The sequence below is a fragment of the Halocalculus aciditolerans genome, assembly GCF_014647475.1.
In the GTDB taxonomy this organism is placed as follows: Archaea; Halobacteriota; Halobacteria; order Halobacteriales; family Halobacteriaceae; genus Halocalculus; species Halocalculus aciditolerans.
On sequence record NZ_BMPG01000003.1, the window covers coordinates 289,238 to 307,096 of the forward strand.

A 17,859-nucleotide genomic window follows, 5' to 3' on the forward strand; every position below is an offset into this window, starting at 1 on the left:
ATCGGATTCGTTATCAGTCATTCAGGCGTTCTGGATTTCGGTCCACGCTTCACTGTACAGCTGTGTCGCCTGCCCGATATTCCGGATGAACTCGAGGTTTTGCATGACCTCGTCGGGCGGGTAAATCGCCGGGTTGTTCAGCGCGGCGTCGTCGATGTACTCTTTCGCTGCCGCGTTCGGCGTCGGGTAGTAGACGTAGTTCGAAATCTTCGCATTGATCTCTGCGTTCAGGAAGAACGTGATGAAGGCGTGCGCGGCGTTCACGTTCGCGGCCTCCTTCGTGACAGCCGCAGTGTCGACCCAAACGACGCCGCCCTCCTTGGGCACCCGGTATCCGATTGGTGACTCGCCGTCGGTGTACGTCGCCCAGTACGCGGAGAACGCGTCGCCGGACCACAGGTGGACGGGGCTCGCCTGCTCGTTTTGGAGCGCGGCGTCCCGACTCACCGAGGAGTACGTAGTCAGGAGCGGCTTCTGCTCGATGAGCGCCTCTTTCGCCTCCTGAATCTCGCTCTCCTTCGTGGAATTGAGCGAATAGCCGAGGCGCTTTAGGGAGGCCCCGATGGTCTCCCGCATGTCGTTCAGCATCGTCATCTGCCCCCCGTACTCGTCGCTCCACATGAGATCCCAGGAGAAGGGATATTCGATATCTGGGGTCATGTTCGTGTTCCACCCGCAGCCGCTCGTCCCCCACTGGTAGGGGACGGACCATCGGCCGGGGTCGGGGTCGTACGGCGCTTGGTCGATCCACCTCCGCTCGAGGTTATCGAAGTTCGAGAGTTTGTCGAGGTTGACCTGTTGAATCATCCCCTGGCTCGCGAGGATGTTCACCATGTAGTCCGACGGAAAAATGAGGTCGAACTGGCCGGTGCCGCCGGCCTTGAGCTTGTTGAACATCTCCTCGTTGGACGCGTAGTTCGAGACGTTGACGTTCACGCCGTACGCCTTCTCGAAGATTTCGACTGTCCCCGATGGCCAGTAGTCCGTCCACTGGAAGACGTTCAGCGAATCCCCGACGTCGTAGTCGAGGTCGGGCAGCCCCCACTCGGCGCGGACGTCCGCGCTTCCCTGTGCGGACCCACCACCCCCCGTCGTCCCCGTCGTCGTGCCGCTAGTCGTCGTCCCGCCGGTTCCGTCGCCGCCGTCTCCCCCCGAGCAGCCCGCTAGCCCGGCCATGGCGCCGGCTCCGAGTGCACCGGTCGTTTTCAGGAACAGCCGCCGATTCGAAGTGTTCTCTCTTTTCATGGGTATTGGTACCGTTCTTCTTGGTTATTGTCCACCGTTGCCATAAATATTATGGATGGGTGGGGCTACCAGGTGAGCCCGGCGACCTTCTGGGCGAGTGCGATGAGGGCGAACGTCGCGAGCAGGATGACGGTCGCGATAACGTTCACGCCCGGCGAGATACCCTGTCGGACCATCCCGAAGAAGAAGATCGGGAGCGTGTTCTGGTTCCCGATGATGAAGAACGTCACGACGAAATCGTCGAAGGACATCGCGAACGCGAGAAGTGCTCCGGCGATGACGCCCGGTTTGATGATGGGGAACGTCACCCAGCGGAAGGTTTCGAGCTCGCGCGCCCCTAAGTCCATCGCGGCCTCCTCAAGCGTCCGGTCGAAGGAGGAGAGCCTTGCGAGGACGATGACTGTCACGTAAGAGATATCGAAGGCGACGTGGCCGATGATGGCCGTGCCAATGCCCTGCGTCAACCCGACGAAGTTGAAGAAGAGCAGGAGGCTGATACCCATCACGATGCTGGGGATGATGAGCGGCATGAAGGTGACGCCCTGCAAGAGACTGCGACCCGGGAAGTCGTAGCGGTCGAGGGCGAGAGCGAGCATCGTCCCGAGAGTCGTCGACACAACGACGGTGACCGCGGCGATGTACAGCGAGTTCTTCAGCGCGATCCATGCGGCCTGCGGGTCGACGCGAGCGATGGCACGCCCGTCGAGGAGCGCGCTGTACCACTCTGTGGTGAACCCCTTCCAAACGATCGCGGTCTGTGAGTCGTTGAAGGAGAGAGCGATCATTACCACGATCGGGATGTAGAGGAACAGATAGAGTGCGATGGCCTCGAGACCGAGTGCAACGCCACCGAACCGCTGGATAAACCGGGAGCGTGTCCGCTTGAACCAAGAGACGGTCACGGAGCTCACAGAATGTCACCTCCCGTACGCGACTGGTAGATCCAGATGCCGAGGAACATAATCACCATGAGGATGAACGCCGCGGCGGCACCGAGCGGCCAGTTCCCGGCCGAGCCGAACTGAGAGGCGATGAATTCGCCGACGGTCGCAGTGTCCGTCCCGCCGAGGAGCTCTGGGATGACGTACGCCCCGACTGCGGGGATAAAGACGAGGAAGCTCCCGGCGATGACGCCCGGCATCGAGAGCGGGAGAGTCACTCTCCGGAAGGCGTCCCAGCGGTCCGCACCCAGGTCCATCGCCGCTTCTTCGAGCGTGGTGTCAAGCTGTTCGAGGCTGGCGTAGACGGGCAGAATCATGAACGGGACGTAGATGTAGACGAGGCCGAAGCCGACGGCGAAGTTCGAGTAGAGGAGGCTGACGTTGTCCGCGATGTTCAGGGTCGTGAGGAGATTGTCGAGGAGCCCGTTCTTCGCGAGCATGATCTTGATGGCGTAGACGCGCACCAGGTAGGACGCCCAGTAGGGGAGGACGACGAGGGCGACGAGGATATTCCGGTAGTTCGCGGGGGCTTTCCGCGCGACGAAGTACGCCATCGGATAGCCGATGGCGAACGCGAAGACGGTGGTGACGACGCCGAAGTAGATGCTCTTGAAGAGCAATTGGACGTACGCTGTCGGTTCGCCGCCGGCGACGTTCGGGACGAACGGGACGAAGTGGCCGAGCGCCCAGCCGAGCGTCCACCAGATTGTCTGCGGTATCGACGCACCGTCGGGGACGAAGAAGTATGCGTACTGCTGGATGCCGAGATGCTCTGGGTCGAGGAGGACGGTCCCGAAGGCTCCCCGGGTCCCGAAACTGTAGTAGAGCATGACGGCGAGCGGCGCGACGAAGAACACGCCGAGCCAGAATGTCGCTGGCGCGGCGTTGAACACGAGGCCGACGTATCTGTGGCGGCGAACGCGAGTGACCAACCCGCTCCCTCCGCTCGTGCGTTCAGTTGCCATACGTGAGTTTCTCACTCACACTGGACCCCGTGGGGAGTAATAGTTTTCCCCATTCGGTGGGATCACCGATGATTCGACACCTATTACGAGTTAAACCCAAAAATACCTCCTCATCCGGGTTGTTTTTGACGGAGGGCGTATAACGTACGTGCGTGTCAGAGCCCACCCATCCAGCAGCGGACATTGACGATGTCGACCGGAGTATCCTGAAGATACTCCAGTCGGACGGTCGGACCGCCCTCTCCGAGATCGCGCGCCGCCTCGACATGGGTAGCGCGACAATCCACGAGCGCGTTCGTACCCTCGAAGAGCACGGGTTCATCCGCGAATACCGTGCCGTTCTCGACCCCGAGCTCCTCGGCATCGACGAAGTCGCGTTCGTCAACGTGGAAGCCAATCCCGGTCGGTTCGCCGAAGTCGGCGAACGCATCGCGGAACACCGCTCCGTCCAGGAGGTCCACGAGCTCACCGGTGCCGCCGACCTCCTCGTGAAAGTCCGCGTCCGTGGACGCGAAGGCCTCTCCGACTTCCTCTCGACGCTCGGTGAGTACGACGGCGTGCAGAAGACGTCGACGAACGTCGCACTCCGAACCGTCAAGGAGGAGAGCCGCCTCGACTTGAACGGCGATGACTGACCCTTCGGTCCGCTCGGAAGTCGGGTCGCTCGACCGCGTCATCGTCCACGAACCCGGTGACGAGTTCACGAGCGTCGTCGACCCGGACGCTTGCGGGTGGGACGGGCTCCCGCGGCGGAAGCGCGCCGCGAAGGAGCACGCCGAACTCGTCGATACCCTCGAGTCTCACGACGTCGACGTTGTCGAGCTTGGAGAAACCGGTGGCGACCTCGCGGAGTCACTGTTCGTGCGGGACGTCGCGTTCTGCATCGAAGGCGGTGCCGTTGTCGGGCGGATGCACGAACCGATCCGGCACGGAGAAGAGCTCCGGATGACGAAGCGACTCGTTGACCTCGACATCCCAGTCTACCACAGCGTCCACGGCGACGGTGGGTTTGAGGTCGGAAACGGTGTCTGGCTGGACGAGGACACCTTGGCGGTCGGCCGGTCGAAGACGACGAATGCGGAAGGCATCCGGCAGGTTCGCGGGGTCCTCGACACCTACGGTATCGACATCGTCGAAGTCCCGATCTTCGGAAGCACGGAAAGCACGGGCCAAACGCACCTCGCACTCGTCTTCTCGATGGTCGCCGACGACCTCGCGCTCGTCTACTCGCCGGCTGTCCCCTCGGAGTTCCGTGACCTCCTCCACGACCGCGGCATCGAGACGATCGACGTGCCGACGCGCGAACAGCGGAACATGGCGACGTCCACCATCGTCGTTGACGAAGACGTCGTGATTCTCTCTGCGGGGAACCCCGAGACGCAGGCCGCGCTCGAAGCCGAAGGCCTCGATGTGATCGAACTGGATGCCCGAGAGATCCGGAAGACAGGCGGCGGACTGAAGGGGCTCGTCCTTCCCCTGGCACGTTCGTAGGCCAGAAAACTGGTTAGTGTACGGGACACGCATCGCCACGCAGAACAAGTCTCTCTCCCACCCTGATTCCGCCGAATTATTTACGACGAAAACCGGGAGAGGGGGTAAATATTTATCTGTAGTCGGGGTGAGAGAGCGGGTATGCAGGAGTCCGCTGACGTCGTGGTCGTCGGGGCAGGTGTCACCGGCTGTGGGGTGGCGCGACAGCTCGCGACCGACAGGGACGTGCTCGTCGTCGACCGCAGCGGTGTCGCCGCGGAAGCGACCGGCCGGGCCGCGGGTCTCGTCGCTCCGACGCTCTTCTACAAGGACGCACCCGACGTCGCACGGCACGCGAACGCCTTCTTCCGCGAGTTCGACGGCACCCGGCACTTCGAGTTCACCGAGCGGGACCGCTACGACCTCGTCACCGAGGACGGCGTTTCAGACGCCAGCGCGGACGCGGAGCGCCTCGCAGATCTCGGTTTCCCCGTGGAATTCTTGGACGCCGAGGAAATCGAGCGACGCGTCCCCCGGTTCGTCGTCGACAACTACGCCGCTGGCGTCCACTACGGTGATACGGGCTGGGTGGACCCCTACTCGTATACGGTCGCGCTGAAGCGGGACGCCGAAGCGCGTGGCGCAACGTTCGCGGTCGGCGTCGAGGTCACGGGCGTCGAACCCGGCCGGGTCGAGACAACCGACGGAATCGTGGAGTGTGCGGACGTCGTTGTCGCGGCCGGCTGGCGAACACGCGATCTCGTCGACGCCGACCTCCCGCTCGCCGCCTACCGCACGCAGTGTGTCGTTCTCGAACCCGAGGAACCCCTCGGAGACGACTTCCCGCTCGGCCGGCTTGGCGACCGCGGGCTCTACTTCCGTCCGGAGCACAACGGCGACCTCCTTATCGGGGGGAGCCACCAGCGGATGGCTGACCCGACCGGGGCTTCGACACAGGCTGACGAGTCCTTCGAGCGCGAGATCGCACTCACCGTGCCAGAAATCCTCCGGGGGTTCGACCACGCCGGCCTCGTGAACGGCTGGGCTGGCGTCGACTCCGCCACGCCGGACGCCCGCCCCGTCGTCGACCGCGTCGACGGGGTCGTTGTCGCCGCCGGGTTCAACGGCCTCGGGATCATGATTTCGCCCGCCGCACACGCTGCCGTCACCGAACTCGTCGCTGAGGAGGAGGAGGCGCCGTTCGACCGGTCGGTCTTCGCGCTCGACCGCTTCGAGGGCGGCGGGGATTTCGAACTGACGACGACGAGCGACCTCTGACGGTACTGGCCGCTCGGCTCCGACCCGACCAGAGCGTACTTACGGTATTCTGCCCAAATCGCAGAATCTATTTTGGTAGGATGCTATAATTGGCGAAAGTTTATTGGCACTTTCGGTCGATAGTGGAAGTGATGAGTCACGGTGACAACACCCAAGAGCACGATCACGCAGCTCGCTTCCGAGAGCAGACCCCAAAGAGCCGTAAGTTCCACGACCGAGCCGCGAGCGTCACACCGCTCGGCGTCGAGTCGAACGTCCGCGCCTTCGACCCGTACCCGTTCTATACGGAGTCCGCCGATGGATCCTACATCACGGACATCGACGGGAACGAATACCTGGATTTCCTCCTCGCCCTCGGCCCCATCATCCTCGGCCACAATCACCCGGAGGTGACGTCGGCGGTACAGGAGATGGCGGAGACCTGCGACATCACGGCGACGCCGACGCGGACGGCCGTCCAGTTCATGGAGAAGGTGAAGGAGATGACGCCGTCCATCGAGCGCGTCCGCATGGCGAACTCGGGGACGGAGGCGACGATGCACGCCATCCGAGTCGCGCGCTCCTACACGGGGAAGTCGATGATCGCGAAACCCGAAGGCGGCTACGCGGGCGCACACGACTACGCGCTCCAGTCCGTCTGGGCGTCCGAAGAAGCGCTCGGCCCCGCCGAAGAGCCGAACGCCGTCCCCTACGGGACCGGCATCCCCGAACAGGTCTCGGAGACCGTCGCCCCCATCCCCTTCAACGACAAGGAGAACACGGAGAAGATCCTCCGAAAGCACGCCGACGACATGGCGGCCGTCATCATCGAGCCCATCATGTTCTCGTGCGGCTGCCTGAAACCGCGCGACGGCTACCACGAGTTCCTCCGCGACCTCACCGAAGAGTTGGGAATCGTCCTCATCTGGGACGAGGTTATGACGGGCTTCCGACTCGGCCCGCAGTCCGCACAGGGCCGCCTCGGCGTCACGCCCGACATGACGACGTTCGCGAAAGCCGCCGGTGGTGGCTACCAAGTGGCCGGCTTCGGCGGGCGGAGAGAGATCATGGAGGAGATCGTTCCCCCCGGAAAAGGCGAGGGGGAGAAGTGGAACTCCTCGGCGTTCCACGGCGGCACCTACAACGGCCACCCGCTCGCGGCGGCCGCGGGGCTCGCCACCCTCGAAGTCCTCGACAGCGGCGACGTCTACGACCACATCGACCGCCTCGGCGACCGACTCTTCAACGGTCTGCAGGACGCCGCGGACGACGTCGGCATCGACGTGAACGTCCAGCACATCGGCTCGATGGGCCAGGTCTACATGACCGACGCCGACATCCACCGCTACCGCGACACCTGGCAGGCGAACGAAGAGCAGTTCGCCGACTGGTGGCTGGAGGCCGCCGCCGACAACGTCCTCTTCGGGAACCCGATGCAGGGCGAGCGGTTCTTCACCACCTACACGCACACGGACGAGCAGGTCGACCACGCCATCGAGGTCGCGGAGGACGCCTTCCGCGCCGTCAACCACGACTACTGATGGTGGGGCGCGCTGACGAGCCGCTCCCCGACGCCGCGGACGCCGTCATCGTCGGTGGCGGCGTCGTCGGCGTCGCCGCGGCGCGCGACCTCGCCCCCGACTACGACGTCGTCGTCGTGGAGAAGGGAGCGGTCGCGGGCGAAGCGTCCGCCCTCGCGGCCGGCGAGGTGACGCTCGCGACGACCTACATCGGTGAGCGGGAAGGAATCGCGGAGTACGGCACGTCGTTCTTCCGCGACTACTCCGGCACGGGCGACTTCCACTACGAGGAGCGCAACGGCGTCGAACTCGTCCCGCAGGGGAGAGGCGGGGAGGCGAGAGAGTACGCCGCGGGCCTCCGCGACACGGGCGCGAACGTCGAGTACATCGACCCACCGACGGGGAGAGAGCGATACCCCCGCATCGACTTCGACCGGTTCGACGGCGGCATCGAGTTCCGCGACACGGGCTTCCTCGACCCGTACACGTTCGCGACCACGCTCGCCGACGACGCCGAAGACCGCGGCGCGACCATCTGCACTGAACGCGCCGTCACAGGTCTCGTCGTCGAGAACGGCACCGTGACCGGCGTGGAGACCGAAGGCGGACGCATCGACGCTGACCACGTCGTCGCGGCCGCCGGTTGGCGGACGACGTCCTTCCTCGCGGAGCATCTGGAGATCCCCGTGCAGCCATACCGGACCCAGTGCATCGTCCTCGAACCCGACGACCCCGTCGGCGAGGACTTCCCGATGGGGTGGCTGCCCGGCGAGCACGTCTACTTCCGTCCGGAGCTAAACGGGGACGTCCTCGTCGGCGGTTTCTCCTTCGCCGAAGACGACCCGGAGCGCGCGAGCGGGCAGGCCGATGAGGCGTTCAGACAGCACGTCGCCGAACTCCTCCCGCGGTTCGTCGAAGGCGGGGACCGCGCGCGGTTCGTGAACGGGTGGGCCGGCGTCGACGGCGCTACTCCGGACACGCTCCCCATCATCGACGCGCCCGATGCGGCTCCCGACGGTCTCGTGGTCGCCGCGGGGTTTCACGGCCGCGGCGTCATGACCGCCCCCATCGCGGCCGCCATCGTCAACGCCCTCGTCCGTGACACGACTCCCCCGTTCACCCGGGACCCGTTCCGTCTCGACCGCTTCGAGGACACCTCGCCCGACTTCGAATTCACCTCCATCAGCGCGGGCGACGACGACTACGACTGATCGTACCGCTTGAGAGCTCTCGCTCTCGCACACCCGGACCGACGACTCGGTTTGATTCGACGACCACGGCATCGCACTCCGTGCACCGCTCTTGGTCGGCGAGTACGGGAGTGCCAGTCAGTGTCCGCTCCCCCCATGCGGTGATGCGCTGCCCCGCGCCGCTCTCTACGCACATTTCGTCGCGGCGGGCGGTGTGCACACGCGAACTCCTCGCGACCGCCGCCTGCGGTCGTACACACGGACGTGCTCGCCGATCCAGCGAACCCGCGTGTGCCCATCGCCGACGCCGTGTCGGTATCGCTCCACGGACACGCAACCGTTGCGTCCCGTCTCGAAAGCCCCACCGCGACCAGTGCGCTCGACGGCCCCGCCGCGCCGTTGACTTCGTGGACGGCGGGTCGGAAGGGTCGGGAGCGCTGACGCGGATTCTCGTCGCCCGCTTCCGCCATCAAGGACGACGCGAGACGCGGCCGGAAGCCGGCGACCGGGGCGTCGCTCACGCCATCCCCGACTCCGTCCGGGTGGCCCCGGTCCCCGACGTCGACGACCCGTTCGACATTCGCGCATCGAAACCACCCAGCGCTCGACCCCGGCGTTCCCCGAGGCCTTCAGCGGGACTGTCTCGAACAGCTCAACGCGACTCGGTCTTCCCGTCGCGGCGGTCCCGCTCACGAGCGTCGGGGTCGCGGCTCTCGGGACTCCCGTGGCCGCCACCGCCGGGCGTTCGGACGGTGACGGTCGAGCCCGCGTCGACGTCGACCGTCGTCTTCGCCGGCACGGCCTCGCCGTCGACGAGGTTCTCGCCGGTCGCGCCGTCCGCACCGCCCGAGACGCCTTTCGGCTGGGTGCGTCGCCGCTCGGTGAGCAGTGAGACGGTAGCGTCACGCTCGACGGTTAGCGAGCGTTCGAGGCCGAGTCCGCCCCGGTGCTCGCCGTCACCGCCGGTTCCCGGTCGGAAGGCGTAGCGCTCGACGCGGAGCGGGTACTCGGCCTCCAGCACTTCGGCGGGCGTGTTCAGCGTGTTCGTCATCCCGACCTGGACGCCGTCCATCCCGTCGACGTCACTGGTCGCGCCGGCCCCACCGCCGATGGTCTCGTAGTAGGCGAAGTCACCCTCTCGAGAGCCGATGATGAGGTTGTTCATCGTCCCCTGCCCGTGAGCGGGCGCGCGTTCCGGGACGGCCTGTGCGAGCGCCGCGAATACGACGTCGGTGACGCGCTGACTCGTCTCGACGTTCCCGCCGACGACGGCCGCCGGCGACGCGGGGTTCAGGAGAGAGCCTTCTGGCGTCGTCACCGAAACCGGGTCGTAGCAGCCCTGGTTCGGCGGGATCTCCGAGTCAGTCAGGCAGCGAACGACGAAGTAGACCGCGCTCTTCGCGACGGCGAGCGGGGCGTTGAGGTTTCCGGCGACCTGGTCGGCGGTGCCCGTGAAATCCACGTCCAGCGTCGCGCCGTCGACGGTGACTGACACTTCGATGGGGACGTCGTCGTCGGTCACGCCGTCGCCCTCTAGCACGTCGTGAGCCTCGTACGTCCCGTCGGGGATTTCGGCGAGTTCGCTCTCCATGCGGCTGCGTGAGTAGTCGATGACGGCGTCGAAGGCGTCGCGGACCGTGTTGCCGTGCTCCTCGAACAGGTCGCCGAGTCGCTCCTCGGCGCGGTCGTGGGCGGCGAGCTGCGCGCGAATGTCGGCGCGTCGCTCGCCGGGGGTGCGGACGTTCGCGAGGAAGAGGTTCATGACGTCCTCGACGATGTCGCCGTCGCGGACGAGCCGAACGCCGGGGAGGCGGACGCCTTCCTCGTAGATTTCGCGAGCTCCCGCCGGCATGCTGCCGGGCGTGGACCCACCGACGTCCGCGTGGTGCGCGCGCGAGACGGCGTACCCGACGATTCCCTCGTCGCCGACCGGTGCGAGCGGCGAGACGAGCGTCACGTCCGGGAGGTGGGTGCCGCCCTCGAAGGGGTCGTTGAGCGCCCAGACCTCACCCGGCTCGGGGTCCTTCGCCATCACCGCCTCGACGGCCTCGGGCATCGCGCCGAGGTGGACCGGGATGTGTTCGGCCTGCGCGACCGTCCGGCCCTCGGCGTCGAAGAGGGCGGTCGAGCAGTCCTGTCGCTCCTTGATGTTCGGGGAGTACGCGCCGCGGATGAGCACCTGACCCATCTCCTCGGCCACTCCTTCGAGTTGGTTCCGCAGGATTTCGAGCGTGATCGGATCGACGTCACTCATCGTTCTCCCTCCGCGCTGTGGTCGCTCGTGAGGACGAGCGCGCCGTCCTCGCGTACTCCGGCGTCCCACGCGGGCGGGACGACGACCGTGCTCTCTGCCTGTTCGATAACCGCGGGCCCGCCCACGGTCCGGCTGGGCGGGAGCCCTGCCCGCTCGTAGACCGGTGTTTCGTACACGTGACCGTCGGTGCCGAAGCGTGCCTCACGGAGGCCGGTCTGTGCCTCGCCGCTCGCTTCGTGCGTGGCTGCGGGTTCGCCGCGCTCGGCCGTCGCGGTCACGCGGAGGTTCACGAGGTCGACTGGCTCTTCCATTCGGTAGCCGTAGGTCGACTCGTGGGTGTCGTGGAAGCGCTCGGCGACCACACCGGGGTCGAAGGGCGACCCGGTCGGGATTGTCAGCTCGAAGCTCTGTCCGGCGTAGCGCAGGTCGGCGTGACGTTCGACGACGGCTGTCTCGGGGTTCCGCACGTCCGCGAGCGCGTCCGCCTCCAACTCGTCGTACAGGGCGTCGACGTGCTCGGGGTCGACGTCGTCGAGCGCCGTCCGGTAGGTTCGGACGGCGTCGTGCTTCTCGTCGGCGGCGAGCAGACCGTAGGCGGAGAGGACGCCGCAGGCCGGTGGGACGACGACCGTGCCGACGTTGAGGTCCGCGGCGAGCGCGGCCGCGTGCATCGGGCCGGCACCGCCGAACGCGACGAGACCGAACTGCCGGGGGTCGTGGCCTCGCTCGACCGTCGCCGAGCGGATGGCCCGAGCCATGTTCGCGTTCGCGACGCGGTAGACGCCGCGAGCCGCCTCGACGGCGCTCTCCAGCCCCGCCTCGTCGGCGAGGCCTTCGAGGGCGTCGTGGGCTGCCTCGACGTCGAGTGAGAGCTCACCGCCGAGTTCCGTGCTCTCGCCGATGTAGCCGAGGACGAGGTTCGCGTCCGTGACGGTCGGCTCGGTCCCGCCCTTCCCGTAGCAGGCGGGACCGGGCTCCGCACCGGCGGACCGCGGGCCGACACGGAGCGCGCCGCCGTCGTCGACCCACGCGATAGAGCCGCCGCCGGCACCGACCGTCGTCACGTCGACCATCGGCGTGCGGACGGGCCGGCCGTTGATTTCCGCGTCGGTCGTGCGCTCCGCCTCGCCGTCACGGACGAGGCTCACGTCGCTCGACGTCCCGCCCATGTCGAAGGTGACGAGGCCGCGCAGGCCGCGCTCGTCGGCGGTTGCGCCCGCCGCGGTGCTCGCGCCGACGACGCCAGCGGCCGGCCCGGACATCGAGGTCGTGACCGCGTGCTCGCGGACGGTATCGGCGTCGGCGATACCACCGTTGGACTGCATCACGAGCGGTTCGGGGAGCCCCGACTCGACGGCTTCGCTCGTGAGACGGCCGAGGTAGCTGTCGATTTTCGGCGTGACGTAGGCGTCGACGACCGTCGTCGACGTGCGTTCGTACTCGCGGAACTCCGCGAGCACCTCGTGGGAGACCGATATCGGAACGTCGAGCTCCGCGTCCAGAATCTCGGCGACGCGCCGCTCGTTCGCCGGGTCGGCGTAGGCGTGGAGCAAGCAGACGGCGACGCTCTCGGCGTCGCTCTCACGAATCCGCGCGGCGACGTCGCGGACCGCGTCCTCGCCGACCGCGGCTTCGACACCGTCGGGCGACGCGCGCTCCGGGAGCTCGAAGCGGCGGCGACGCGGCACGAGCGGGTCGGGTCGCTGCGCGGAGAGGTCGTAGAGGTCCGGACGGTCCTGCCGGCCGATTTCGAGGACGTCACGGAACCCCTCGGTCGTGACGAGCGCCGTCTTCGCGCCGGTCTCTTCGAGCAGCGCGTTGACCGAGACGGTCATCGCGTGCGTGAACTCGTCGACGTCGCTCGGAGCGATGCCCGCGGTCGCACAGGCCTCGTGGATGCCGTCGAGCACGCCGACGCTCTGATCGGCGGTGCTCGGAACTTTGGCGGTGACGAGGTCGTCGCCGGTCGAGAGCACCACGTCGGTGAACGTGCCGCCGACGTCAGCGCCGATTCGGATGGAGCTGTCACCCGTCATCTACACCACCCCGGCGATGGAGAGGAGCGTTCGAATGCCGAGCCAGACGACGACCAGCGTGACGATGGCTCCGAGAACGTTCGACCACGTCCCGTTCGTGTGGTCGCCCAGGGTGTCGTCGTCGTTCATCACGTAGATGAGGAAGATGGCGACGATCGGCAGGAGGACGCCGTTCGCCACCTGCGCGAAGACGATGACCCGGACGGGACTGTAGCCGAGGCCGGAGAAGACGATACCCACGAGGAGAATGGTCCCCCAGACGGCGCGGAAGCGCGTCGAGGTGAGGTCGTCGTCCCAGCCGAGAGCGCCCGCAGTCGCGTAGGCCCCGGCCAGCGGCGCGGTCGTCGCAGAGGTGAAGCCGGCGGCGAAGATACCGACGCTGAACAGCCACTTCGCGTAGGTCCCCGCGAGCGGCTCGAGCTGCTCGGCCATGCGCCCGACGTTCTCGATACTCGTCCCGTTCGGGAACGCCGCTGCCGCGGTCACGAGAACGGCGATCGTGATGAGGCCGCCGATAGCGATCGAGAGGACGGTGTCGGTGCGACACTCCGCCAAACCCGCAGGGCCGCTCCAGCGGTCGCTCACGCTGGACGCGTGCAGGAAGAGATTATACCCGACGACGGTCGTGCCGACGAGCCCGGTCACGAGGTAGAGCGACCCCCGGGGGATGCCGGGCACGAACCCTGTCGCGAGCGCGCCCCAGTCCGGGCCGATGAGGATGGCGTCGAGGACGAACGAGACCGCCATCACGATGACGAGACCGACGAGCGTCTTCTCGATATACTCGTACTTCCCCGTCCAGAGCAGCGCGCCGGCGATGACGCCCATCACCGGCCCCCAGACGTTGGAGCTAACGCCGGTGATGACTTCGAGGCCGGCCGCGCCGCCGAGGATATTCCCCGCCTCGTAGGCGGCCGTTCCGACACCGATCGCCGAGATGACGAGCGCGATACTCACCCACTGCGCGACGTCGCTATCGAACCGGTCTCGCAGGCCCTCACCGAGTCCCTTGCCGGTGACGAGACCGAGTCGAGCGCTCATCTCCTGAAGGACGATCGTCGCGACGATGGAGAACGCAATCGTCCACGCTAACGCGTAGCCGAACGACGCCCCGGTGACGCTCGCCGTCGTCACAGTCCCGGGGCCGATGAACGCCGCGGCCACCATCGCGCCGGGACCGATGCTCTTCAACCGTTCAATGACAGCCGTGCCCATGAGGGAATCTACCACTACTCGTGAGAGAGAGATTGAAAAGGATTGTTAAGATTCGGATATGAATCGTTCATACGACTTCACACGCTCTGTGGCCACTGCTCGTGCCTACGGCCGACGCTCCCTGACGAGCACCTTCGAAACGCCTTCCTCGACCTCGACGCCGAAGGAGACCTCGGTCGTGCTCTTGCGGATGAAACGCATCATGAACCAGCGCATCTCCTCCGACGGGAAGACGATGTGGTACGTATCTCCCTCTGCGCGTCGGACGGTGAGGAACCCACAGAGCGCGAGCCAATCGAGGAGTTCACCGACGTCGTCGAAGCGCTCAGCGTACTCGTGTGCGTGGTACTCCGAAACGCGATCAACCGTCTCGATGAACGCCTCCTCGGGGTCGTCGACGTCGACAGTGTCGAGGAAGGCGTGGAGGAAGTCCACGTCGAGGAGGACGTGCTCGCCGCCCGCCAGCATCCGATGATACTCCGAGAGGTTCTCGTCGCTCTCGGTCTCGGCCGCCGTCGCCGCCTCGAAGTTCGTCGCATAGAACGACAGCGCCCGTCTGACGACCTCGCTCTGGGCGGCGTCAGTCCGTTCGACGAGGTCGGTAAGCGCCGCCTTCGCATCGGCGTCGAGTGAGACCGTCACCCGCTCCTGTGGCATGCCTCTCCGAAGCACGCCGGTGTGCCTATACCTCACGGTTCCTGTGCAGGGCCTGCGTCGTTGGCTGTGACACCGGCGAGCTCCCCCCCACAGGAGTCCCCCGCCCCCTCATCGGAGTCCGAACCACGGACGGCGAAGCAGCAACGATTCACGCGGACGCGGTCGGCGTCGAGAGTTCGACCGCCGCCGTCGACACTGTCGAATCCGCCGCTCGCCTCACCGACACCCCGCCACCGACGGGACACCCTTCCCCGCCAAACACCTCCTCGAGCATCGACGAAACACACCCCGTGACTCCGTCGACCCGGGGGCTCCGTGGGTCGGTAACCGACCCCCAACGTGAGGACGTCCCGCGCGTTAGCCGGAAGAGGACGTCGATCGCTCACGAGAGGGACACGCGGAGTTCGTATTCGTTCGTGATTCCGAGGAGTATCTGAGGGAGCTCATCGGTGAAGCGGTCACCGCGTAGTCGATTCGACGGGCCCGAGACACTGAATGCGCCGATAACGTCACCGCCGTCGCTCATAACCGGTGCCCCGACGGCGTTAACGCCGTCAATCTGTTCCTCTCGGTTGAACGCATAGCCGCGTTCTCTGATGGTCTCGATGGTTTCACGGAGTCGCTGCGGCGACGTTATCGTCTCAGCTGTCTGGCGTTCGAGGCCAGTCTTGATGATCCGGTCGACTTTTTCCTGTGGGAGGAAGGCGAGGAGCGCTTTCCCCCCCGCGGTGGCGTGCAGCGGGATTCGCTTACCGATGGTTGAGCGTGTCCAGACGCTATGTTTTCCGGGAGCGGTGTAGAGGTAGATCCCTCGACCGCCTTCCTCAACGATGAAGGTGGAGCGACACCCGCTCTCCTCCGCGAGCATGTGTGTGTATTCTTCCGCACTCACGTACGTCTCCTTTCGCGTGCGGGCTTGCTCACCGAGTGCGAGGAATTTCAGTGCGAGGTAGTAGGTCCGGTCCTCTCGAACGAGATATCCTTCTTCGGAGAGGGTGTTCAGATATCGATGTGCGGTGCTCGTGCTGACATCCAGCTGATTTGCGATTTGTGCAGGAGTGGCGCCGCTATTAGAGAGAACCCATTCTAATATCTCGAATGCGTTCTCAATCGTGGTCAGCGTCTCTGAATTCTCTCCCGGCATCCCGTCTTCACTCTCGATGACCACCAGAATAAGAGTACCGCATACTGGGATTAATAAATCTAGGACAGTACTCGCCACTCAATTCTAAACCGGTACGAGAGCAGTATCTTCGTGAACATACCTCGACTTCGAGTAGATCTAATCGCAGTTGAGTCAATAGATACTTCCCACGTAATGTGGCGATTTAGTATAATTCCCAGAATGTGAATTATTGGGTGTTGTCTGGGGAGAAATCAAACCGATATAGTCGCATAACACGGGTGATATTAATGGTAACATACTTGTTATTAGAGGTGGTGGGTGGTACCACGACACAATGGACGACCAAGCAATTACACGTCGCGAAGTCCTCGCGGCGACCGGCGCGGCAGTTCCTATCGGGCTCGCCGGTTGTTCCAGTAATGGCGGCGAAACGACGACGGGCGATGGGACGAGCACCGGCGACGGAACGACAGAGACTACCACTTCGACAACAGCAACGCTGAACGTCGGGCAGTCCCTCCAGCCGACACGGTTTGACCCGATACTTCAGTTCTCGAATCCCGATGCACTAGTCGGAAATCGGATTTTCAGCAATCTCTACACCTACACGGAGGGAACTGACACGACGACCGACATCGCGAAATCGGCTCCTGAGATTACGCGGGATAACACGCGCTATGTCATTCCGCTCCGGGAAGACGTCTCCTTCCACAATGGAGACCCACTGACTGCCGAAGACGTCACGTATTCTTTCCTCGCACCTATCGAGGAGGAGACACCACTCGCCGGCATCTTCTCGGTCATCGATAGCGCCACCGCGGTTGACGAACACACTGTCCAGTTCGACCTCGAGTATCCGTTCGCGATGTTTGACGACCTCCTCACCCACCAGATCGTTCCGAAGGAGGTGCGCGAAGAAGACCCTCAGGCGTTCAACACCGAACAACCGATCGGCTCCGGACCGTTCCGGTTCGTCGATTGGGAGGAGAGTTCCTACGTCCAACTCGAACGCTGGGATGACTACTGGGGTGATCCAAATCCGAACCTCTCGGAGGTTCGCTTCGTTCCGATCACCGAATCGACGACGCGCGTAACCGAACTCAACACGGGGAGTCAGGACATCATCGAGACGATTCCCCCAAAACTGTGGACAACCGTCGAGGGGATGGAGAACGCGAGTATCGCTTCCGTCGAGAGCATCGGTTACTTCTACGCCGCGTTCAACATGAACGAGGGGCCGACGACCGACCTCAAAGTCCGCGAAGCCATCGACTACAGCTTCTCGATGGACGATGCGGTTCAGCGCTTCATCGAACCGACCGGGCTCCGCCAGTACAGCCCGATGCCTGGCCCGATTAACGAGGATTGGGATTTCCCCGTCGACCAGTGGACCGATATTCCCAATGACAAAGATATCGCGGAGGCGGAACGGCTCTTCTCGGAGGCCGGCGTCCCCTCCGATTGGAATTGCAAGATCATCGTTCCCCCCGACGACAACCGCGAGAACATCGGGGTCTCCATCGCGAACGGCATCAAGGAGGCGGGTTACAATGCGAACGTCCAACGTCTCGACTGGGGGACGTTACTCAGCCAGGCGTACACCGGGAACGCAGACGACTACAACATGTACATCCTCGGCTGGGTCCGCTACCCGGACCCGGACGATTTCATGTACAACCTCTTCCACACTGACGCGGCCGGCGTCAACCAAGGGGTCTACTACGAGAACGAGGAAGTCATGAACCAGATCGAGCAAGCGCGTCGCTCCGTCGACCGCGCAGAACGCAAGGAACTCTACACGAACGCGATCACGACGATCCTCGAAGACAAAGTTCACCTCCCCTCGTTCAACTACAAGAACGCCTACGGTGTCCGTTCGAGCGTGTCGGATTTCTCTATCCATCCCGTCTCACCGATTAACCCGCGTCTGGTTACTGACTACAGCAACGTCTCGACGTCGAATTAGGACGACGATACCCGCCA

General features: G+C 64.9%; 14 protein-coding genes. 6 read left to right on the forward strand and 8 right to left on the reverse strand.

The annotated features are described in order from the left end of the window. Positions 1–21: 21 nt before the first annotated feature. The 3 genes from IEY26_RS12455 to IEY26_RS12465 form a co-directional block, all read right to left on the reverse strand. Positions 22–1,176, reverse strand: coding sequence for a polyamine ABC transporter substrate-binding protein (locus IEY26_RS12455; protein WP_229774098.1), 1,155 nt, complete (start codon positions 1,174–1,176; stop codon positions 22–24). A gap of 134 nt (positions 1,177–1,310) precedes the next feature. Next, positions 1,311–2,156, reverse strand: coding sequence for an ABC transporter permease (locus IEY26_RS12460; protein ID WP_229774100.1), 846 nt, complete (start codon positions 2,154–2,156; stop codon positions 1,311–1,313). Beyond that, a complete protein-coding gene (locus IEY26_RS12465; protein WP_188979412.1) occupies positions 2,153–3,151 on the reverse strand; it encodes an ABC transporter permease in 999 nt (332 codons plus the stop codon). The genes IEY26_RS12460 and IEY26_RS12465 overlap by 4 nt, the downstream gene beginning before the upstream one ends. A gap of 152 nt (positions 3,152–3,303) precedes the next feature. Here IEY26_RS12465 and IEY26_RS12470 point away from each other — a divergent pair, with 152 nt between their 5' ends. The 5 genes from IEY26_RS12470 to IEY26_RS12490 all read left to right on the forward strand — a co-directional run bounded on the left by IEY26_RS12470 (position 3,304) and on the right by IEY26_RS12490 (position 8,609). Next, entirely contained in the window at positions 3,304–3,786 is a 483-nt protein-coding gene (locus IEY26_RS12470; protein ID WP_229774104.1) for an Lrp/AsnC family transcriptional regulator, read from the forward strand. Next, the gene (locus IEY26_RS12475; protein WP_188979414.1) at positions 3,779–4,642 is read left to right on the forward strand and encodes a dimethylarginine dimethylaminohydrolase family protein; all 864 of its coding nucleotides are present in this window, start codon (positions 3,779–3,781) and stop codon (positions 4,640–4,642) included. The genes IEY26_RS12470 and IEY26_RS12475 overlap by 8 nt, the downstream gene beginning before the upstream one ends. A 141-nt stretch (positions 4,643–4,783) precedes the next feature. Further along, positions 4,784–5,899 carry an NAD(P)/FAD-dependent oxidoreductase gene (locus tag IEY26_RS12480; RefSeq protein ID WP_188979416.1) on the forward strand — a complete coding sequence of 372 codons (1,116 nt, stop codon included), beginning with the start codon at positions 4,784–4,786 and terminating at the stop codon, positions 5,897–5,899. 131 nt (positions 5,900–6,030) lie between these two features. Then, on the forward strand, positions 6,031–7,419 hold the full coding sequence (locus IEY26_RS12485; protein WP_188979418.1) for an aspartate aminotransferase family protein: 1,389 nt from the start codon (positions 6,031–6,033) through the stop codon (positions 7,417–7,419). Then, complete coding sequence (locus tag IEY26_RS12490; protein ID WP_188979419.1) at positions 7,419–8,609, forward strand: NAD(P)/FAD-dependent oxidoreductase; 1,191 nt, start codon at positions 7,419–7,421, stop codon at positions 8,607–8,609. Before IEY26_RS12485 ends, IEY26_RS12490 begins: the two co-directional genes overlap by 1 nt. A gap of 631 nt (positions 8,610–9,240) precedes the next feature. Here IEY26_RS12490 and IEY26_RS12495 read toward each other — a convergent pair. The 5 genes from IEY26_RS12495 to IEY26_RS12515 all read right to left on the reverse strand — a co-directional run bounded on the left by IEY26_RS12495 (position 9,241) and on the right by IEY26_RS12515 (position 15,918). Next, positions 9,241–10,842, reverse strand: a complete 1,602-nt coding sequence (locus tag IEY26_RS12495) for a hydantoinase B/oxoprolinase family protein (protein ID WP_188979420.1) — start codon at positions 10,840–10,842, stop codon at positions 9,241–9,243. Continuing rightward, positions 10,839–12,878 carry a hydantoinase/oxoprolinase family protein gene (locus tag IEY26_RS12500; protein WP_188979421.1) on the reverse strand — a complete coding sequence of 680 codons (2,040 nt, stop codon included), beginning with the start codon at positions 12,876–12,878 and terminating at the stop codon, positions 10,839–10,841. Before IEY26_RS12500 ends, IEY26_RS12495 begins: the two co-directional genes overlap by 4 nt. Next, positions 12,879–14,093 carry an Nramp family divalent metal transporter gene (locus IEY26_RS12505; RefSeq protein WP_394354832.1) on the reverse strand — a complete coding sequence of 405 codons (1,215 nt, stop codon included), beginning with the start codon at positions 14,091–14,093 and terminating at the stop codon, positions 12,879–12,881. A gap of 105 nt (positions 14,094–14,198) precedes the next feature. After that, complete coding sequence (locus IEY26_RS12510; protein WP_188979422.1) at positions 14,199–14,750, reverse strand: ribbon-helix-helix protein, CopG family; 552 nt, start codon at positions 14,748–14,750, stop codon at positions 14,199–14,201. Positions 14,751–15,132: 382 nt separating this feature from the next. Further along, on the reverse strand, positions 15,133–15,918 hold the full coding sequence (locus IEY26_RS12515; protein ID WP_229774105.1) for an IclR family transcriptional regulator: 786 nt from the start codon (positions 15,916–15,918) through the stop codon (positions 15,133–15,135). A 292-nt stretch (positions 15,919–16,210) separates the two neighbouring features. Here IEY26_RS12515 and IEY26_RS12520 point away from each other — a divergent pair, with 292 nt between their 5' ends. Beyond that, entirely contained in the window at positions 16,211–17,842 is a 1,632-nt protein-coding gene (locus tag IEY26_RS12520; protein ID WP_188979423.1) for an ABC transporter substrate-binding protein, read from the forward strand. Positions 17,843–17,859 lie beyond the last annotated feature (17 nt).